The organism is Xanthobacter autotrophicus, from assembly GCF_005871085.1.
Classification (GTDB): domain Bacteria; phylum Pseudomonadota; class Alphaproteobacteria; order Rhizobiales; family Xanthobacteraceae; genus Xanthobacter; species Xanthobacter autotrophicus.
Map to the genome: position 1 here is coordinate 148,809 of NZ_VAUP01000004.1, position 16,294 is coordinate 165,102.

Consider the following 16,294-nt stretch of genomic DNA (forward strand, 5'->3'; position numbering starts at 1 on the left):
CGCCCTTCCTTGAATACATCCGGCGTTTGATGGATATCCATTGAAAACAAAGGGAAAAATCTCCGGCATGTCCGAGGGTGCCGCCAAGGGCTGTGAAAATCGGTAACGCTCCGGTCACAGGTCCAGGTCTTCCAAAAGCTTGCTAACCTCGTCCGGCAAAACGATCTCATCTCGCCGGCTCGGAAGCGGCTTCCAGACGCCTGCGTCTTCAAGCATGTGGATTGTGTCGAGCAGGCGTTGACCTTGCCGGATGGTGAAAGCCGTCCCGGTTTTCGCGCTCAGCGCCTCGGAAAGCTGCCTATGCGTGGGTTCCTCGCCGGTGAGTGCCAAGTGGGACGTGTACAGTGCACGGCTCGTCATGATCTCCTTCGCACGCGCGCGAAGCTGTGCTTGGCGTTGTCCGGACTGTTCGAGCCACTGGCGCAGCGCCTGGGCCTCATCTCTCAGTCTATCGAGGTCAACCGGCCGTGGCGCCCAAGTCCCCTTGTGGGCGGCTCGGTAGCGAGCCACACGCTCGCGGGTCTTATCCCTCCGGCGTTCTAATGGATCTCGCTGGCGAGCTTCCTTGGCAACTCTACCAAGCTTCCGCTTGATCTCTTTGTCACGCTGTTCTTTGTCGCGCCAGAGTGTGGAGAATTTTTCTAAATTTTCGCGCGCAGCGGCGCTATCGTTGCTATAATCTCCCATGTCAGATGCGGCCTCCTGAACCGCGTTTGATTTCCTGACTGACTGACGTGCTTCCGACCGTCTGGTGTTTCTCCGCACCAGACGGTCATTTTTATCCGCAACTCCATACTATAGCGGGCGCATCGCCCTAGCGCTTCGGCAATCAGCTAAACCGCAACATTGAAATCGCGCTTCAGCGTCGCCGTGATCGTGCGGAAGCCGTTGTCGATCACGTCATGCGACCATTCCTTGCAGGTCCAGCGCACTGGCGCCGCGAACATCACCGGCTTGTAAAGGAATGGCGTGTCGCCGCCCTTGGTCCGGAAAAATGCGTCGATTGCGTCGGCCTGGGCGGGCAATAGGAGGTCCCATGTCAGGCTGACGTTGTCGCGGATGTGGTTCATGCCATCACGCGTGGTCTGCGTGTAGCCGTCGCCAAACTGGGCTTCCAGGAGCTTCAGTTCTGGCTTGTTGCCAGTGCTGGGCGACGGCGGGATCGGCGGAACGAAGGTCTCGAGGGCCATCAGGCGAGTGCTCCGTTGGGGCGACGCTGCCGGCGCATTTCCTCGATGATGGTGTCACGCACCATGCGTTGCATGCCGGTTGTCACCTGCTTGGCGAGGTCCGCGTTCTGCGCGTGCGAACCGCCGTTCGCGTTCACATGCACCGTGGGCGCGAAATTGATCGAGGGCGCGGGCTGGGCAGGGGCGATGTTGATCGAGGGTGCGCGGATGTTGGCGAGCACGTCATTCGGAATCACGGTGCCAGAGCGTCCAGGCGAGAAAAGTTCCGGCCCCTTCTCACCCACGAGATAGGACTTGCCGGACGCAACGTCGCCACCACCAGCACGGGCGCCGCCAAAACCAGAGAAGAGCGAGCCGACGATGCCTCCACCAGTGCCGCCTCCAAGGATGCCCGCAAGCGGCCCCTGTCCGAGAAGTGCGCCCTGAAGCGCGAGCTTGATCAGGTTGTCGAGCACGTCCGCGAGAACGTCATTCAGCGATTTGGCACCGGTGATCAGCCCGTGAATCGAGTCGACCATCTGATCGCCAACGGCCTGTTGTAGGTCATGAATCTGCTGCGTCTTGTGTTCCGCATCGGCGAGCTTTTGCGTCGCCTGGGCATGAGCATTGGCTTCCTTCTCGATTTCCGCCGTCAACTGCGGCGTGATCTCCAAACCCGCTTCCTTCGCAGCATTCAAAAGCTTCTGAACGTCCCGTGCGCGCTCCATCTCGTAGGTGGACTTGCCCACGACTGCCGTCTCGGCCTCGGTAAGGCGAGTGTGCTCCTGAATCGACCGAATGGCCCGCTCGTATTCGTCCAGGCTGTCCGAGCCGCCGCCCTTCGTCTTCCCGCCGATGACGGGATAATCCGCCGCCTTTATTGGCTTTGTAGGTGCTGCCGTCCGCATATTTCGATCCGGATCACTACCGATGCCACCGGTCGTCTTTGGAGTAGGCGGGAACACGAAGTCCTCGACGGTGTCCGTGCCGAAGATCGCCTGATTGAACTTCTTTCCGAGGTTCAGGCCGTTCGCGTTTACATAATTGTAGAGGTCCGCAAGCTTTTGCAGAAGGGCGATAACCTCTTTGATCGGCTCGGAAGCCTTCTCGAAGCCCTGCGACATACTCTCAAGCTCAGAGACAAGCCCACGGCTGAAGCCGGCCGACTTGTCCACCTCGCCGACCATTCGCATGATCGCGTTTTTCACTTTCTCAGTGGCCTGCGAAATGGTGGGTTCCGCAGTCGCGGCTTGGTCGCGAAGCTCGCCGACGCCAGCCTGAAAACCACGAAAAAACGCTGTGTTAGAAATCTTGCCCTCAGTGACCAAAGCTTTCAGTTTGGAGACACTGCCGGCGGCTTCGTCGATCCCGCGCGCAACGGCCTGAAGGATCGGGCGCGCACCTTCGTTAATGCTGTTGAATTCTTCAGCCTGCACACGGGCGCTACCGAGAAGCTGGGAAAGCTGAAGCAATGCACCGGAAGCCTCTTCCGGACTGGTGCCAGCGACGCGCAAGGCCGTCGCTACGTCTTCCGAGAACTGAATCAATTCCTCGCGGGTGGCGCCAAGCTCTTTGGCCGACTGCGATGCGCGACCATAGAGCGTCACCAGGGCACTCAATGGCGCGCCCTGCCGCTGTGCCGCAGCGTAAAGCTGATCCAGCACGCTGGTGAGGTCCTTCCCGGACAATCCGGCCACCTTCAGGGCGTTTTGGACGCCTGTCCAGGCATCCGCGTAGCGCAGCAATTCCCGGCCGCTGAAGGCCGCCGCGACGATGCCGCCGAGCCTTCCGCCAAGGGCCGCGAAGGTGTCACCTCGGCCAAGATCCGCAAGGCTTTTGCCGGCCTTGGAAGACGCTTCGCCCATAGATCGTTCGATGCGCCCTCTCGCGCGTTCGGCACGGCGCTCAATCTCGCTAAGGGACTGGTCCGCGACCTGCTGCGAGCGCTTGAAGCCGCGCTGAAGCGTTGAATTATCGACGTTAAATCCAAGTTCAAGTTTTCCGTCATTTTCAGCCATGGGTGCCTCACAGATTCATGAATTTTGAGAAGTCGAAATCTGGATCATCAATCGCACGTCCCGGATTGTCCGAGTCGAACGCAAGTTTAACTGCCATAGCAGCTGCGACGGCGCCGTCGATCTTGTCGACGCTCTTGGTTTTGTGGAATTCGATGTTGTCATTCTTGTTCCGGACGGTGCGGATGTTCTGGAAATTCCAGCGCAGCACCGGGTGTCCGCCGTGGGTGAAGCGCTCGCCGACAATGGCGCGCTCCAGCTCGGAAATTGCGGGCACCATGGATGCAGCACCCTGCCGAAACTCGACAACGGGCAAGCCCTTGTCTTGAAGAACCTGCATCGTCGATTGCGCGTGCCAGGGATCGATGCCGATCTGGCGCACGTCGAAGCGGTCGCAGATATCGAAAATCGCCGCCTGAACGGCTCGATAGTCCACCACATTGCCGGGCGTGGTGGTGATCAAACCCGCATCCACCCATCGCCGATATGCGTCGGTGTGCTCGTCACCCTTCACCTTCCTGCCATCCACACGGTCGGCCGGCATGAAAAACCACGGGTGCACGATGTATCCGTCTTCGTGCTCAGGATCGCGCCAGCATGCCACCACGGCGGTAAGGTCGAGGTTGCTGGAGAGGTCCACCGCGAGCCAGCACGGGCGCTCGCGAAGGGCCTCAAGGTCCACCGCGTCGGCGCCCTTGTCGTAAATATCCATGGTCACGAACGGCGCGTCGGAATGCTCCTGCCAGAGGTTCAGGTGGAATTGCTGGAACGCATGACGCTCGCTCAGGAGGTGTTCACCCTCGCGTGCATGGTCGCGAAGGGCCGAAATGTCGGGGTATCCGTGGGTAAGGCCGGGATTCACGGCATGCCAAAGCGCCTCGTCGCGCCAGTCGTCACCCTCTTCGGCGGCGAAGATCACGGGGAGAAAATGCGGGTCGTCGATCTCCCCAAGCTGCACGCGCTTGGCGTAGCTCCATCGCTCAAAACACACATTCTCAGAGCCGGCGCCGGCCGTGGTGGCGATGACGCGCAAGCTGCCGGGAACCTTGCCGGTGCCGGTGCGCACGGCCTGCCAGAGGTGCGGATTTTTATGCGCATGTAGCTCGTCCACGATTGCGAGGGCGAGGGTGCTGCCATGGGCGCCGCCTGCATCGGCAGAGATTGCCTCATATCGGGCGCGCGAGCCGATAAACCGGATCATGTTTTTATGATCGATGACGTTCAGCTTACCGCGCCATTTGCGGTCGGCCTCGACGATCATGGCGGCTTCTTCGAAGCACTCGCGGGCCTGCTTCCGCGTCGAGGCGGCAGAAACAAGGTGCGAAGCTGGTATCATCTCGGGGCCACAGAGATGCAGAAGCGTGATTGCCGCCGACAGGCTGGTTTTGCGGTTGCCGCGCGGCAGTCCGAGGAAAACCTCTCGCACCAGGCGCCGGCCGTGCGCGTCGCAAGGTCCATAGATTTTGCGAATGATCCGCTCTTGCCACGGATCGAGCACGAAGGGGCTCCCCGGTGCGGGGTTCTTCGGATGCTTCCTGCGCCGCAGCCACTCCACCGCGCGCTCGCCATAGCCGAACGGGTCCGGGATGGGCGAGCCGTCATCAATCCAAATAGGGCGAAGCATCGTCTTCTTCGTTGCCGGCAAGTACCGGCCGGCTGCGGCTCACGGGCGTAAGGCCAAGCTCCGCAGCGATCTGGCGCGCGGTCGCCAATGCCTTGTCCTGGGCACGGCACAAGGCGAGGTCGAAGCTGATCTGCAACATGCCCTCGATCTCACGGGCACGACCTTGCGCGATGCAATAATTTTCAAGTTGCCCAAGGTCGCTTTGGGTGAGAATGCGGCGCTCGATCAGCGGGCGAATGCAGCGCTTCCATTCCTTCTTGGCCTCCGGGGAAAGCCAAGCGGGCGGGGCAGGGGCTTTCACCAGGGCGCCGGCCGTGCTGTTGATCGTGCTCGGTTTCCGTCCCTTCACGGGCCTACCCTCCGCACATCCACCTGAAGGGCCTGCTTTCGACCGAGCGCCTTCAGGCCGACAATATCGAAAGCCTCGCCGCCCCAAATGACTCGATCCGTCATCGTCAATGCGGACGTGTGGCGGATGCTGAAGGACGCGCGGATGGTGATCCGGCTTCCCGTGTCGGCAGGCTCTTCCTCTTGCGTGTGCTCGATCAGTTCGGCGCGCACGTCAAAAATGGGCGTCCAGAGCGTGACGGTGTTGCCGAAATCGCCCACGGCAGTAGCGGCGCGCTCGACCGTCAGTTTTTCCAGAAGGGAGCCGGCGCGAACGGGTGCGTTCTTCACTGCGCAACCTCCTGCATGATCGCATCAAGGGACACGACGCCATGCGCGAGGTCCGCCTCGGTCGTGTCTCGGTCGGTCGTGACGCTCGCGGAAAGCCCGTGCACAATCCAGCCGTCGCCCTGCCACGGCGCCCACGCGACGCCTGACAACGTCTTCGTGATGACATGGGTGATGCGGCGACACAGCACGGCGCTGCCCTCGCCGCGCGTCCACACGTCGAGGTCGAGGTAGGCGCGATGGTGCCACGTCTCATAGAGGTCCGGCGGCACCGCATCGCCGTTGCCGATGGCGACAAGGGGGCCGGCGCCGGTCTCGGTAAACGAGTCCAGCACCCGTTCGGCTGGGCAAAGGGCCAGGAATTCGGGGCTAGAAATGAGCCGCTGGCGCACCATTTTCGTAAGGCAAAGCACAGGATCAAGGGTCATTTCACAGCCCTCCGCAGTGCGGCCTTATGGCGACGGCGGAACTTCGCCCTAAGTGTCCGGTAAGTATTCCACCAGAACGGGCGCGCCCTCATCTTTTTGCTTCCGTGCTCGACGATGTGCCCGTAACGGGTCTTCGCATCGCCGGCCGTGACGACATAGGTGTTCGCCGGGACAGTCTTTGCACCACCACGCGAATAGGCAGGCGTGCGCTGTCCGGGGCCGGTGACAACGATGCTTTTCCGCAGATCTCCGGAGCGCCTGGGCACCTTTCGGCGCGCCTCACGGGCGAATTCCTTCGCGTTCGCCTCCTGCGACTTCAGTGCGCCTTCAAGAATGACGGGCTCTTTGGCTACAAGAAACGCGCGGAACTGATCACTCATGTTCGCCATTTCAGTAGGTCCAGCCGTCGCGGTAGGTCGAGATAAGATCCTCGACACCAAGCGGCAGCATGAACACCTGTCCGCCGAAAATCGTGGCTTCACGGTGCTGGTATAGGTGCGCGGCGTACATGAGAATTGCTTCCTCGATAGGGGCCGGAACACTGCCATCAAACTTGTCGAAACCGCCGACCTTCTGCTTGATCATGTCGGTTGCGACGGCCAGTTTCCGAGTCAAAATGGCGTCGTCTTCATCGCCAAGGTCGCGGATGTGTGCCTTAAGATCTTCCAGCGTCACGGCCATTCTTAAAACTCCAATTCCACAGAGACTCGCGCAAGCCTGCCCGCGCCGGTCCCTAGTCAATCGTGAGAAGTTTTTCACTACCCCCGGGGTTACACTATTGTACAGTAAGTCAGTATTGACTGACATACTTCATCATCATTCATCTTCACTGGGGATCACGTCTGATTCGTCGAGCGTGATGGTGTCGAGGTCCATAAGGGCACGACTGATCGTTCGTGAACGGATACGTTCGCCGGGATCAGAGAAGAGACCGTCAACGTCTTCGGTGTGGTGCATGTCCATCGGCTGGGCACGCTTGCGTATCGGCTTCTGATCAATGTCGGAGCTTTGGTTCGCCTTGCGCCAGTCGAGGAACGATTGTGCTTTGCCCTTCACTGCATCGGTGTTCTTCGCGAACCACTCGCGTGCAAGCTCGACGTGCTTCTCTTTGCAGTGGGCGCGTCGAGGATCGGCCTCGATCTGGGCAATGCACTGATCAAGAGTTGCCGGCATGACGATCATGCGGGCGTTCAGCTTACGGCACCATGTGGCGCGTGCGGCGGGATCTGGATCAGCTGTGATGAACCATGCACGCTTGTAGCTGTTGCGCTCACCAAGCATGCGCAGGGCTTTGTTCCGGATCTCCAATGCTTCACGGGCGAAGCTGCCGGGTGCCTCATAAAGGGCCGTGCCTGCAAGCTTCGCCATGATCGTCGGCATATCAACGACGATATCGTCAGGGCCGGCGCGGTTGGCCACATAGGTGCTTTTGCCACTACCTGGGGCACCGGCAACGATTGTTACGGGGCAGTTGGGCGGGCGATCAATGAAGGGATGGCTCAGCGGGTTGCTGCCGCTGCGGTGCTCTTCGCTTTGCTTGCGGCTGGAATGGCAGCGGACGCAGAGCGGTTGCCAGTTCTCACGCTGCCAGAACAGGTTGCTGTCACCACGATGGGGTCGGATATGGTCCACCACCACGGCCTTGGCGCCGCAGGCGCACATGGGGTGCTTAGCGAGAAAGCCGGCGCGTGCTCGATCCCATTTCGTGGAATATCCGCGCTGGCGAGCATTTGGGCGGTTTTGATCAGCCTTGGCTTTGCGTGCACGATCTCGCGTAATCTGGCATTCGCATTTCATCCCATAGGGAACGATCTTGCCACATGAACAACGCCTTGGTGCCGCGAACGCCATAGTATTCCCGTTGAAATGAAAAGATGTGGCCTTGTCACCTTGACCCTTGTTTACCGGCCTCTCCAGAACGGCGGGGGCAGGGAGGTGACTTTTCGCTATTCGACTGGCCACGTCGCCGTCATGATCCGCCCCCTAAGCTAAAGTCTTCAGCGCCTGAAGGCCGACGCGGTCAAATGTGACGTCCATGGCTTGTTCTCGGGCCTGTTCGGCGCGCGCTTCTTCGCGCTCTTCATCCGTCGGCTTGTAGTCGGGCTGGGTGCGACGCCAAACGTGCATGGCGTGGGCAATCTCGCGCGGCGTGGCGTTCCAGGCCGATTCAGGTGCCCAATGCAGGATGCCAGTCGCAAAGCTGAAGAATTTACCAAGTTCCCGGTTGAAAGTCATGGAAGGGCCGGACGCCTTGGACGTGTTCGGCTTCTCATTCGGATCAATGCCAGCGAGGTGCAGCGTGAAGGCGTAGAGGTCGAGCGCGACGTGTTCCAAACGCTTGCGGAGCGGCTGCGGGCTGTAAGCGAGCCATGCCAGGGCGTCCCGGCGCTCGTCGTCATCCTCGATCCCGTGGGCGAAAAGGTCGCCGATCAGCGACACGTTGTTTTTCAGGATCTTGTTGCAGAAATCCACGGGTTCGCCGTGGGCCTCGGAAATCTTCAGGGCGCATCGAAGCGTCGGCCGAAGCCGGACGGTGGAGCCGTCCAGCTTCAGAGTCGTGGTTTCGTCTAGAAGGCGCATTAGGCAACCGGCCGGGCGACTGCATCGCCCTTCACCAGCACGGCGCCGGCTGCAATGCTGGTGCCGCTGTTCTTGGTGATGACGGCGCGCAGGTAGCGCTTGAAGCCGCGATAGCCCACCTTCACCACGCTGTCGGCCGCGAGGCTGGCCGGATAGGCGCCGTGAAGGTCGGCAGCGGCCACGTCCGCGAAGTCGCCGGCAACGTCGGTGTCGCTCTCCTGAAGCTTCACGGTGAAGGCGCCAGCGCCGACGATGGCGCCGGTGTTCACCACCAGCACGGCGCTGTTGAAGCCGCGAAGGTCGAGGGCCGCGCCGGTCACGGTCGCGGCGAGCACGGCGGGCGAAATCGCCAGCACCGTGCCGATGTTGTTCGCAAGGTCACGCATGTTCTGAATCTCCTCAAATGTTCGGCTTGATGCGCAGCTTCTTGATGGCGGCAGGCTGGATCACGCCAGCGCCGACGCGGACGGTTGCGTGAATGCGCGTCTCGCCGAATTCGGCCCGGACGTAGGGATTCACGAGCGTCGAAAGCGAGCCGCGATCAATGATCCGATAGGCCGTCGCGATGTCGCCGAAGAGAATCGGGAAAGCGTCGGCTTCCGGGTCCTGCATGTCGGGGACTTCCACCACACGCTGACCAAGGATGGTTTCCGGCTGGCCTTCCTGAAAGGACGGTTGCCATAGCGACAGGCCGTCCGCCGTCTGCCAGCTTCGGATTGTCGCCAGCGTGGTGCTGTTCATCAGCCAGATGCCACGCTGGCGATATGCGTCCGGAAGAGCGTATTTCAGCGCGACGAAATCATTCGGATCGAGAGCGTTCAGCCGTACGGAATCGAGCGCGGTCACGTTCGGGTCGGAGAGCAGCCCCATGGGCTGAAGCACGCCGTCACCGTTGAGGAACGCGGCGCCTTCCTTCTTGCCGAAGTCCTCGGAGAGAGCGAGATTGACTTCGGCGAGCGCGGCGCCGGCCGAATCCGCGAGAAGCTGGTTGCTGATATCGACGTGCGTGGTCAACTCGCGCACGGGGATTTCAAGCTGGCCGAAGCTGGGCTCGGAACCCTCGGAAGCCTGAAGCTCGCCCTTCCACTTGGCGTTGGTGATGCCGGTTCGCTTCGGATAGATGACGCTCGGCGAACTGGTGGGTCGCACGCTGGCGTACGCACGGATCGGCGAGAATTCCACGAGGTTGCGGACGAACTCGGCGGACACCTCGGCGGGGGCGAAATAGCCGCCCATGGTGTCGGTCGAAACCTGAAGGGTCTTCAGTTCGTCGGCCGGCGCCGCATTGCCGAAGCGCAGATAGGTCGCGAACGCCTTCTGTTCGGCGGCCTTGGTCTCGTCGGCGCCCTTACTGGTGATGATGCCAGGGCGGCTCAGGCGGTTCTGAATCTGTGCATTGGTGGCCGCGATCTTGGCGAGGTCCGCCTTGATGCCGGAAAGCTCGGTATCGTAACCGACCATCTTGGTTTCCAGGGCGGACAGGTCCGCCGTGTTGGTATCGTCGTGTTCCGTGTTCAGGTCGTCCACTTCAGTTCCCTTTGCAGATTTCGTTTCGAGGATGCGAGCGCTCCCGTGCGACGGCACGGGGACAACCGAGATTTCAACGAGGTGAATCTTGGAGAAGACGCGGCCACCTTCAGGTCGGGCCTTCATTTCGTGCGGGGCAGGGCGGTTGAAACCCATGCTCAAGCCGGTGAGCTTGCCGGCCTTCACGGCGGCATGAACGCGCCTGGCAATCGAGTTGCTGGCAATATCCAGCACGCCTTTCACGATCAGTCCGAGGTCGGTTTCCTCGGCTGAAACCCAAGTGCCGATGCGCTGCGCTGTGTCGTGCTGGTAGAGAATCGGAAGGCCGGTGAAGTCGCCGATAGCGCCCTTCTCGATCACGTCGCCTGCGCCATCGGGAAGGCCAAACACCCACGCGATGCCGGAGATTTCGCCCGTGGGCTGCGCCGAAAACGCGGCTTTGGTTTCAAGCCGGTTCAAGCTGCCGCCCAACGAACCTTGTCGCCCTTGTTCGCAGGAATGATGCGCTCAGCGCCGGCATAGCACCGATACGTCGGGGTTCCCGCCGCTGCTGGATTGGGGCCGACATAGACCTTGGCATCCACAGCCGCCTGAATCAGAAATGCGGACTGCGAACGAAGGCGATCGTTGAAGTCAGGCAGGGTCGCGACGTTGACGGTCGTGGCCGGGGCCGGAAGATCTTCCGACCAAACCGCGTCACAGAAAATATCGGTGTTGCCGCCAACTCGTGCGATGCGGCCGTGAAGCACGGCAATACCTGAAAAAGCCATTCACATTACTCCTTAGAATTGGTGTTCGTGGGTGCGTCGCCCCCAAGGTCGAGGCTCTGAAGCATTTCGACGATAAGGTCGCGCTTCGCCGCAGCATCGAGCGCGAAGACAAGTACGCCGGGAATGGCGTCTTCCTCTTCGGCCTGTGCGATCAGCCCTTCTGCGATGTTGTGGACATGCTTGAACATCGGGCTTTTAAACAGACGTTCAATCCCGGCATCGTCCACTGTGAAGGCGATTTCCAGAGGGTCACTCATGGGTTTCACCTTCCGGCTCCGGGGCGCCGTCCCAAGCGGCAGCCAAGATCTCGACTGCGAGGGCGTGCACGGGCTTGAGCGGCGAGCCGTCCACGTAGACGGCAATGAGGTTTGCGGCTTGTTCGTGCGACGTACCCGCGCCGATCAAGCCATGGCGCACGGTCTCGACCAACTCGACGTGATGAAATCGGCCGCTGACGACGCGCTGCGAAAGCTCGCCGATGCCGACATTCAAGAGCTTTTCCAGCTTCACGATCTGCGTACTGGACAAGTTGAACTCATACTGGCCGTCGCCGAGAAAGCGTTTAATCTTGGTGGAAGTCACGCACCGACTCCGAGCTTGTCCAGATCGAGCACGATCTGGCCGTCATGCTGGCGCTCAGCGTGCTTGGCGAAATCGCATTTCCGATTTGCGGGCGGCAGGGGCGCGCCAGAGGTCGCGACGCTCTTGAGCATGGTCACGGCCTGGGAGAATGGACCGTGTGCGGCGGCAAATGCCGCAGCGATTTCAGGCAGGTTTGTCAGCATTGTTCTGATCCGGAATGGTGGAAGACGTGGTATTTGGATTGATGAATTCGTCGCCGCCATCGTAAGGCGGAAGGTTTTCTTTGGCGCGGGCCTCATTGGGCGACAGGACGCGCGAAGAAATGAGCTTACTGTAAGCGTCGGCACGCGCCGCGATATCCATGCGGGTGAGGTCATCCGACAGGAATTCGGCGAAGTAGGTGTCGCGCTCATCTTCACGGAAGAGCTTCATTGCCACTTCATTTTCCCATCGTGCGAGCCACGGGCGAAGGGAATACGTCAGAAACTCCGCACCCATCTCGCCGACGTTCGCCCAAGTCCCGCGCTCAAGATCGAAGAGCATGTGCGGCGGGACACGAAAGAGACGTGCGATCTCAGTGACCGCAAACCGGCGCAGTTCCAGATATTGAGCGTCGGTCGAGGTGAAGCTGAACGGTGTGAATCCGGAGCCGCCGGGCACCATGGCGATGTCGCCATTCTTGCGTCCGCCGACTGCCGCCTTCCACGCTTCCTTGAGGGCCTTAAGCTGGTCGGCCTTCAGGCTGGGATCAACTGTGACGACGCCACTTGGCGCAGCACGGTTGCGAAAAAGCGCAAGCCCGTGCTCTTCCAGGATCAGCGCCAATTCAATGGCGTGCTTGCCTTGCTGGATCGCCGAGGCGCCGATCAGACCGTCAAGCGACGGTCCCATGAGGTGAAAGATCTCATGGGGCTGATAGATCACTTCGCGATTGTCGCCGTGGCGGACCTTGTAGAACGGCGCGTAAGTGATTTCATCGAGTTCAACGGTGACGGCGGTAGGCGGGATACGCCACAGCTCAACGAAGTCACCGGAACGATTAATCAGCGCGAAGCCATTGCCGTAGAGCAATGCGTCGCGCGTAAGCTGTTCCTTAAAATGCTGGGCTGAATAAACGTCGGAGGAACGATAGCGCAGGACATTGAAGAGCGCGTGTTCTGTTGCTCGATCCTTGGAGCCATCTTTGCCGCGCTTGTAAGTGATCAGCGGAAGCTGTCCAACGGCCTCCGCAATCGACTGAACGGCGCACCGGACGGCGGTGCAGTTCATTGCGGTGCCTTCGTTGACCGTAACCTGAAGCGTTCCGGTGTCCGGAAGCGTGGCGCCGATCAACTGCGAGAGCCACGCGGCATCGGTGCTGGTGAGCGGAGTGGGCGCCGGAAGAGACGGCGCCGCTTTGGTTTCGGTCACCTGCTGGCGAGGAAAGGGCCAGAAATCGAAAATACCCATTCGGAAAGAACGCGTCCAATTCGTATTAGCCAATAGGATAACACGAATATCGCGTGGAATAGACCGTTTCGTCGAATTAATTGAGAAAAATTCGCAGATAGCGGAGTGAGATTGACGGAAGCCTAGAAGGCGCCGCTGTCAATCTGTGTTGATATTGAATATTCGGCCGTGCGCTCCTATCTAGGCGGCGCTCTGGTCGGCCTTTTTCGCGATTGTATAGTGTGGCATTTGTTTGATTGCCGCGTAGGCGGCTTTGAGTGTCACGTCGCCATAGTCCTCGCCTGCCGTGCGTGCGGCGTGGCCTTGGATCTTGTCTATGACGCGTGGATCAAGCCCAAGCTCGCGGGCCACTGTTTTGAACCGGTGGCGCCAGCCGTGGTTCGGGTCCACCTCGGCAGCAATGACGTTCAGAGCGCGAACCCACATGGCGAGCCGCCCCGCAATCTGTTTGGAGGGATGGGACTTCCCGGCGCGGTTCGGATTATCGACATAGAAGAGCGGGCCGTCTGGCGCGGCCTTCACGAAGTCGAGGAAGCCCATCTCGACAATTTGCGGGTGAAGCGGCGCGTCGCGATATTGGCCCGACTTCACACTGCCGGCTTCTGGCGCGATACGCACAAAGGCAATGCCGTTTTCCTCGCGCACGTCCTGCTTCCGGAGTTGCGTCATTTCGGCGACGCGGGCGCCGGTATGCGCGCACAACCAGGGCACCCAACGTTTCGCCGCCGTCATGGGCGCTGATTCACGGGTGCGGGGATTGTCGGAGTGCGCGGGGGAATGGTCGCGCGCTGCTTTCAAGACGGCTTTCGCCTCGTCGAGGGTGAAGCCTTTCTCGCGGTTGCGTACCTTCTTCAGGACACGCACCTTCACCTCTTTCGCGGGGTTCGCCTTCAGGCGGTCATTGTCCACTGCCCATTGGAAGACGGCTCGAAGGGCCGCAACGTTGGTGTCGCGCACCGTCTTCGGCGACATGGTGGTGAGCAAGGCGTCTTTCCAGGCGACCACGTCCGCCTTGGTTAGGCGCGAAGCGTCATCATGTCCGAGGTGCCGGACGAACTGCTTAAAGCCGGGCGTCCAGCGCTTCTCTGCCTCTGCCCCGCGTCCAGAGGCGCGAAGTTCCGCGAGGTAGCCGTCTAGAAGGTCGAGGATAGAGACGCGGTCGCGCTTGGCCTGCACGGGCGCTGCGGAGGGCTTCAGGGCCGGGTGTGCCGGTTCGGCCTCGGGCTGGCCTTCGTCGCGCTCTTTCTGCCGCTGAAGAACCTCCAATTGGATTCCGGCAAGGGTGCGAGCCAGGGCGCGCCATTCGGGGGTGCCGGGCTCAGCCTTAGTCAGCTTGTCGGCGGCATAGGCGTCAATGGCCCATCCGATGGTCGCGCCGATCTTGTCATCTGGCGCGATGCCGGAAACGACTTCCCTTAAGGCAGATGTGTACCCGCCCTCAAACAGGCGTCGATAGGTGGCTCGGTCGTGCCCGATCTTGGCCAGGGCGCCACTGTCGCGAAGGGCCGCGTCCTCGTCGAGCTGACTTTGATAGTGGTGGTGGGCAAGCTTCGCGGCGTCCAGGGTGCGAGCAAGCCGGGGAGGGGTGCCGCTGCCCTGTGCCAGCTTTAGCTTGGCTTCGTCCAAAATGGCATGGAAGCGGGTGAGCACCGCGTGGGAGCGGCGTTCCGCCTCGCGTTGATTGCCGCCTAGAGCCTCATGAAGCTCTGACTTCCCTACGATCTCGCGCAGATCCTTCGGCACGCCCACGCGGACAAACCATGTGGTGCCCCGCTGCCTCAACCACTTCGCCTTGCCGGCCATGTCCGCCTCGGTTTTGGACAAACTTTGGACGGAGCTTTGGACAGGATGTGAGGATTTGCAAGGGTTTCTAGCGTTTGCAACGCTTTGGGATGGTGCTGCGAGAGAGGATTGAACTCTCGACCTCTCCCTTACCAAGGGAGTGCTCTACCACTGAGCTACCGCAGCTCACCGGGTGGCCTTGAATATCCCGTGAGGGAAAATTCCGCCTGCCCGGAAAGGCGACGGGCAATGCCGTCGTCAGGCGGCTTCCTCTGCCACAGGCGGGGGGCGGGTGCAAGGGGGTGATGCATCTTGAAGGGTGATGAGGCGACTTCTCCCCAGGTGCCGCCTTTGCGCGCCTCTGAGCAGATGCAGCGACGCATTTTTGCGCGTGCACGCGGCTTGAGCATTTGCGGTTCCCCGGATAGCCTCCATTCCACGAGGCCAGATCGGGGGACAGTATGGCTGCGGATAAGGCGCGAAAGGAAACCATCGGCGCTGTCCGGCGATCGTTCGCCCCCTGGACCGATCCCACCAAGACGCCGCTCATTCGCTTCGAGAATGTGGTGAAGCGCTTCGGCGACTTCACCGCGGTGGATCACGTGAGCCTCGATATCTACGAGCGCGAGTTCTTCGCCCTGCTCGGACCGTCGGGCTGCGGCAAGACGACCCTTATGCGCATGCTCGCCGGCTTCGAGGAGCCCACCGAGGGCCGCCTGACCCTGGCGGGGGAGGACCTGGCCGGCGTGCCGCCCTACCGGCGGCCGGTGAACATGATGTTCCAGTCCTACGCCTTGTTCCCGCACATGAATGTCGAGGCGAACATCGCCTTCGGCCTGAAGCAGGACAAGATGGGCAAGGGCGAGATCGACGCCCGCGTCGAGGAGATGTTGAAGCTGGTGAAGCTGGAGAAGTTCGCGAAGCGCAAGCCGCACCAGCTCTCCGGCGGCCAGCGCCAGCGCGTCGCTCTGGCCCGGTCGCTCGCCAAGCGGCCCAAGGTGTTGCTGCTGGACGAGCCGCTGGGCGCCCTCGACAAGAAGCTGCGCGAGGAAACCCAGTTCGAGCTGATGGACCTGCAGATGGACCTCGGCATGACCTTCCTGATCGTGACCCACGACCAGGAAGAGGCCATGACGGTGGCCGACCGAATCGCGGTGATGAACAACGGCGTGCTGGTGCAGGTGGCGCCGCCCTCGGTGATCTACGAGCAGCCGGCCAGCCGCTACGTGGCCGACTTCATCGGCGAGGTGAACCTCATCGAGGGCACCATCACCCAGGCCAGCCACGACGAGACCCGCATCTCCTCGCCGGTGACGCGCTTTCCGCTGGTGGTGGCACAGACCGTGGCTTGCAAGGCCGGGGACACCGCCTGCATCGCCATCCGCCCCGAGAAGCTGCGCATCGCGCTGGAACCGCCGGCCGACCCCTCCGAGAACCTTTTCGAAGGCGAGATCTGGGACATCGGCTATCTGGGTGATCTTTCAATTTACCATGTGGAACTGGCTTGCGGGCAACGCATCAAGGTTTCGCAGCCCAACCTGTCACGCATGGTGGCGCGCCCGATCTCGTGGGATGACAAGGTCTGGGTGACCTTCGCACCCCACGCGGGCGTGGTGCTCACCTGATCGGGAACCGGCGCGCGCCATCGCGCGACGGGCTGAGTTGAGTGTTCTGACGCGTTTTCATCTGGCGG

Annotated in this window: 20 protein-coding genes and 1 tRNA gene; 1 reads left to right on the top strand and 20 read right to left on the bottom strand. The window is 61.2% G+C overall.

The features are described from left to right. Nucleotides 1-114: 114 nt before the first annotated feature. The 20 genes from FBQ73_RS01725 to FBQ73_RS01820 all read right to left on the bottom strand — a co-directional run bounded on the left by FBQ73_RS01725 (nt 115) and on the right by FBQ73_RS01820 (nt 14,787). Nucleotides 115-687, bottom strand: a complete 573-nt coding sequence (locus FBQ73_RS01725) for a hypothetical protein (RefSeq protein WP_138397794.1) — start codon at nt 685-687, stop codon at nt 115-117. A gap of 146 nt (nt 688-833) precedes the next feature. Beyond that, nucleotides 834-1,190 carry a phage tail protein gene (locus FBQ73_RS01730; RefSeq protein WP_138397795.1) on the bottom strand — a complete coding sequence of 119 codons (357 nt, stop codon included), beginning with the start codon at nt 1,188-1,190 and terminating at the stop codon, nt 834-836. Then, a complete protein-coding gene (locus tag FBQ73_RS01735) occupies nt 1,190-3,187 on the bottom strand; it encodes a tape measure protein (RefSeq protein WP_138397796.1) in 1,998 nt (665 codons plus the stop codon). The genes FBQ73_RS01730 and FBQ73_RS01735 overlap by 1 nt, the downstream gene beginning before the upstream one ends. 7 nt (nt 3,188-3,194) lie before the next feature. Next, nucleotides 3,195-4,808 carry a terminase large subunit gene (locus tag FBQ73_RS01740; protein ID WP_138397797.1) on the bottom strand — a complete coding sequence of 538 codons (1,614 nt, stop codon included), beginning with the start codon at nt 4,806-4,808 and terminating at the stop codon, nt 3,195-3,197. Then, nucleotides 4,786-5,157, bottom strand: a complete 372-nt coding sequence (locus FBQ73_RS01745; RefSeq protein ID WP_138397798.1) for a P27 family phage terminase small subunit — start codon at nt 5,155-5,157, stop codon at nt 4,786-4,788. The genes FBQ73_RS01740 and FBQ73_RS01745 overlap by 23 nt, the downstream gene beginning before the upstream one ends. After that, nucleotides 5,154-5,486 carry a phage head completion protein gene (locus FBQ73_RS01750; protein ID WP_138397799.1) on the bottom strand — a complete coding sequence of 111 codons (333 nt, stop codon included), beginning with the start codon at nt 5,484-5,486 and terminating at the stop codon, nt 5,154-5,156. Before FBQ73_RS01750 ends, FBQ73_RS01745 begins: the two co-directional genes overlap by 4 nt. Further along, nucleotides 5,483-5,911, bottom strand: a complete 429-nt coding sequence (gene gp17 / locus FBQ73_RS01755; RefSeq protein WP_138397800.1) for a tail completion protein gp17 — start codon at nt 5,909-5,911, stop codon at nt 5,483-5,485. Before gp17 ends, FBQ73_RS01750 begins: the two co-directional genes overlap by 4 nt. Beyond that, on the bottom strand, nt 5,908-6,291 hold the full coding sequence (locus FBQ73_RS01760) for an HK97 gp10 family phage protein (protein ID WP_170218707.1): 384 nt from the start codon (nt 6,289-6,291) through the stop codon (nt 5,908-5,910). Before FBQ73_RS01760 ends, gp17 begins: the two co-directional genes overlap by 4 nt. Nucleotides 6,292-6,301: 10 nt before the next feature. Next, complete coding sequence (locus FBQ73_RS01765) at nt 6,302-6,592, bottom strand: head-tail connector protein (RefSeq protein WP_170218708.1); 291 nt, start codon at nt 6,590-6,592, stop codon at nt 6,302-6,304. Nucleotides 6,593-6,727: 135 nt separating this feature from the next. After that, nucleotides 6,728-7,762, bottom strand: coding sequence for an HNH endonuclease (locus tag FBQ73_RS23445; RefSeq protein ID WP_138397803.1), 1,035 nt, complete (start codon nt 7,760-7,762; stop codon nt 6,728-6,730). 132 nt (nt 7,763-7,894) lie between these two features. Next, on the bottom strand, nt 7,895-8,491 hold the full coding sequence (locus tag FBQ73_RS01775) for a phage tail assembly chaperone (RefSeq protein ID WP_138397804.1): 597 nt from the start codon (nt 8,489-8,491) through the stop codon (nt 7,895-7,897). Next, nucleotides 8,491-8,877 (bottom strand): hypothetical protein, encoded by a 387-nt coding sequence (locus FBQ73_RS01780; RefSeq protein WP_138397805.1) that lies wholly within the window; start codon nt 8,875-8,877, stop codon nt 8,491-8,493. The genes FBQ73_RS01775 and FBQ73_RS01780 overlap by 1 nt, the downstream gene beginning before the upstream one ends. 13 nt (nt 8,878-8,890) lie before the next feature. Next, nucleotides 8,891-10,477, bottom strand: a complete 1,587-nt coding sequence (locus tag FBQ73_RS01785; protein ID WP_138397806.1) for a phage major capsid protein — start codon at nt 10,475-10,477, stop codon at nt 8,891-8,893. Next, a complete protein-coding gene (locus tag FBQ73_RS01790; RefSeq protein ID WP_138397807.1) occupies nt 10,474-10,788 on the bottom strand; it encodes a hypothetical protein in 315 nt (104 codons plus the stop codon). The genes FBQ73_RS01785 and FBQ73_RS01790 overlap by 4 nt, the downstream gene beginning before the upstream one ends. 5 nt (nt 10,789-10,793) lie before the next feature. After that, entirely contained in the window at nt 10,794-11,045 is a 252-nt protein-coding gene (locus tag FBQ73_RS01795) for a hypothetical protein (protein ID WP_138397808.1), read from the bottom strand. Then, nucleotides 11,038-11,370 (bottom strand): gene transfer agent family protein, encoded by a 333-nt coding sequence (locus FBQ73_RS01800; protein ID WP_138397809.1) that lies wholly within the window; start codon nt 11,368-11,370, stop codon nt 11,038-11,040. The genes FBQ73_RS01795 and FBQ73_RS01800 overlap by 8 nt, the downstream gene beginning before the upstream one ends. Beyond that, on the bottom strand, nt 11,367-11,573 hold the full coding sequence (locus tag FBQ73_RS01805; protein WP_138397810.1) for a hypothetical protein: 207 nt from the start codon (nt 11,571-11,573) through the stop codon (nt 11,367-11,369). The genes FBQ73_RS01800 and FBQ73_RS01805 overlap by 4 nt, the downstream gene beginning before the upstream one ends. After that, the gene (locus FBQ73_RS01810; protein ID WP_138397811.1) at nt 11,554-12,819 is read right to left on the bottom strand and encodes a phage portal protein; all 1,266 of its coding nucleotides are present in this window, start codon (nt 12,817-12,819) and stop codon (nt 11,554-11,556) included. Before FBQ73_RS01810 ends, FBQ73_RS01805 begins: the two co-directional genes overlap by 20 nt. Nucleotides 12,820-12,999: 180 nt before the next feature. Further along, on the bottom strand, nt 13,000-14,622 hold the full coding sequence (locus FBQ73_RS01815) for a DUF6538 domain-containing protein (RefSeq protein ID WP_138397812.1): 1,623 nt from the start codon (nt 14,620-14,622) through the stop codon (nt 13,000-13,002). A 90-nt stretch (nt 14,623-14,712) separates the two neighbouring features. Continuing rightward, nucleotides 14,713-14,787, bottom strand: a tRNA-Thr gene (locus tag FBQ73_RS01820). Between the two features lie 275 nt (nt 14,788-15,062). Here FBQ73_RS01820 and FBQ73_RS01825 point away from each other — a divergent pair. After that, on the top strand, nt 15,063-16,226 hold the full coding sequence (locus FBQ73_RS01825; RefSeq protein ID WP_138397813.1) for an ABC transporter ATP-binding protein: 1,164 nt from the start codon (nt 15,063-15,065) through the stop codon (nt 16,224-16,226). Nucleotides 16,227-16,294: the final 68 nt, after the last annotated feature.

What these genes read in the sequence shown, in the direction of transcription:
- FBQ73_RS01725 (WP_138397794.1), bottom strand. Translation starts at nt 687, where the DNA reads ATGGGAGATTATAGCAACGATAGCGCCGCTGCGCGCGAAAATTTAGAA.
- FBQ73_RS01730 (WP_138397795.1), bottom strand. Translation starts at nt 1,190, where the DNA reads ATGGCCCTCGAGACCTTCGTTCCGCCGATCCCGCCGTCGCCCAGCACT.
- FBQ73_RS01735 (WP_138397796.1), bottom strand. Translation starts at nt 3,187, where the DNA reads ATGGCTGAAAATGACGGAAAACTTGAACTTGGATTTAACGTCGATAAT.
- FBQ73_RS01740 (WP_138397797.1), bottom strand. Translation starts at nt 4,808, where the DNA reads ATGCTTCGCCCTATTTGGATTGATGACGGCTCGCCCATCCCGGACCCG.
- gp17 (WP_138397800.1), bottom strand. Translation starts at nt 5,911, where the DNA reads ATGACCCTTGATCCTGTGCTTTGCCTTACGAAAATGGTGCGCCAGCGG.
- FBQ73_RS01760 (WP_170218707.1), bottom strand. Translation starts at nt 6,291, where the DNA reads ATGAGTGATCAGTTCCGCGCGTTTCTTGTAGCCAAAGAGCCCGTCATT.
- FBQ73_RS01765 (WP_170218708.1), bottom strand. Translation starts at nt 6,592, where the DNA reads ATGGCCGTGACGCTGGAAGATCTTAAGGCACACATCCGCGACCTTGGC.
- FBQ73_RS23445 (WP_138397803.1), bottom strand. Translation starts at nt 7,762, where the DNA reads ATGGCGTTCGCGGCACCAAGGCGTTGTTCATGTGGCAAGATCGTTCCC.
- FBQ73_RS01775 (WP_138397804.1), bottom strand. Translation starts at nt 8,491, where the DNA reads ATGCGCCTTCTAGACGAAACCACGACTCTGAAGCTGGACGGCTCCACC.
- FBQ73_RS01780 (WP_138397805.1), bottom strand. Translation starts at nt 8,877, where the DNA reads ATGCGTGACCTTGCGAACAACATCGGCACGGTGCTGGCGATTTCGCCC.
- FBQ73_RS01790 (WP_138397807.1), bottom strand. Translation starts at nt 10,788, where the DNA reads ATGGCTTTTTCAGGTATTGCCGTGCTTCACGGCCGCATCGCACGAGTT.
- FBQ73_RS01795 (WP_138397808.1), bottom strand. Translation starts at nt 11,045, where the DNA reads ATGAGTGACCCTCTGGAAATCGCCTTCACAGTGGACGATGCCGGGATT.
- FBQ73_RS01805 (WP_138397810.1), bottom strand. Translation starts at nt 11,573, where the DNA reads ATGCTGACAAACCTGCCTGAAATCGCTGCGGCATTTGCCGCCGCACAC.
- FBQ73_RS01810 (WP_138397811.1), bottom strand. Translation starts at nt 12,819, where the DNA reads ATGGGTATTTTCGATTTCTGGCCCTTTCCTCGCCAGCAGGTGACCGAA.
- FBQ73_RS01815 (WP_138397812.1), bottom strand. Translation starts at nt 14,622, where the DNA reads ATGGCCGGCAAGGCGAAGTGGTTGAGGCAGCGGGGCACCACATGGTTT.
- FBQ73_RS01825 (WP_138397813.1), top strand. Translation starts at nt 15,063, where the DNA reads ATGGCTGCGGATAAGGCGCGAAAGGAAACCATCGGCGCTGTCCGGCGA.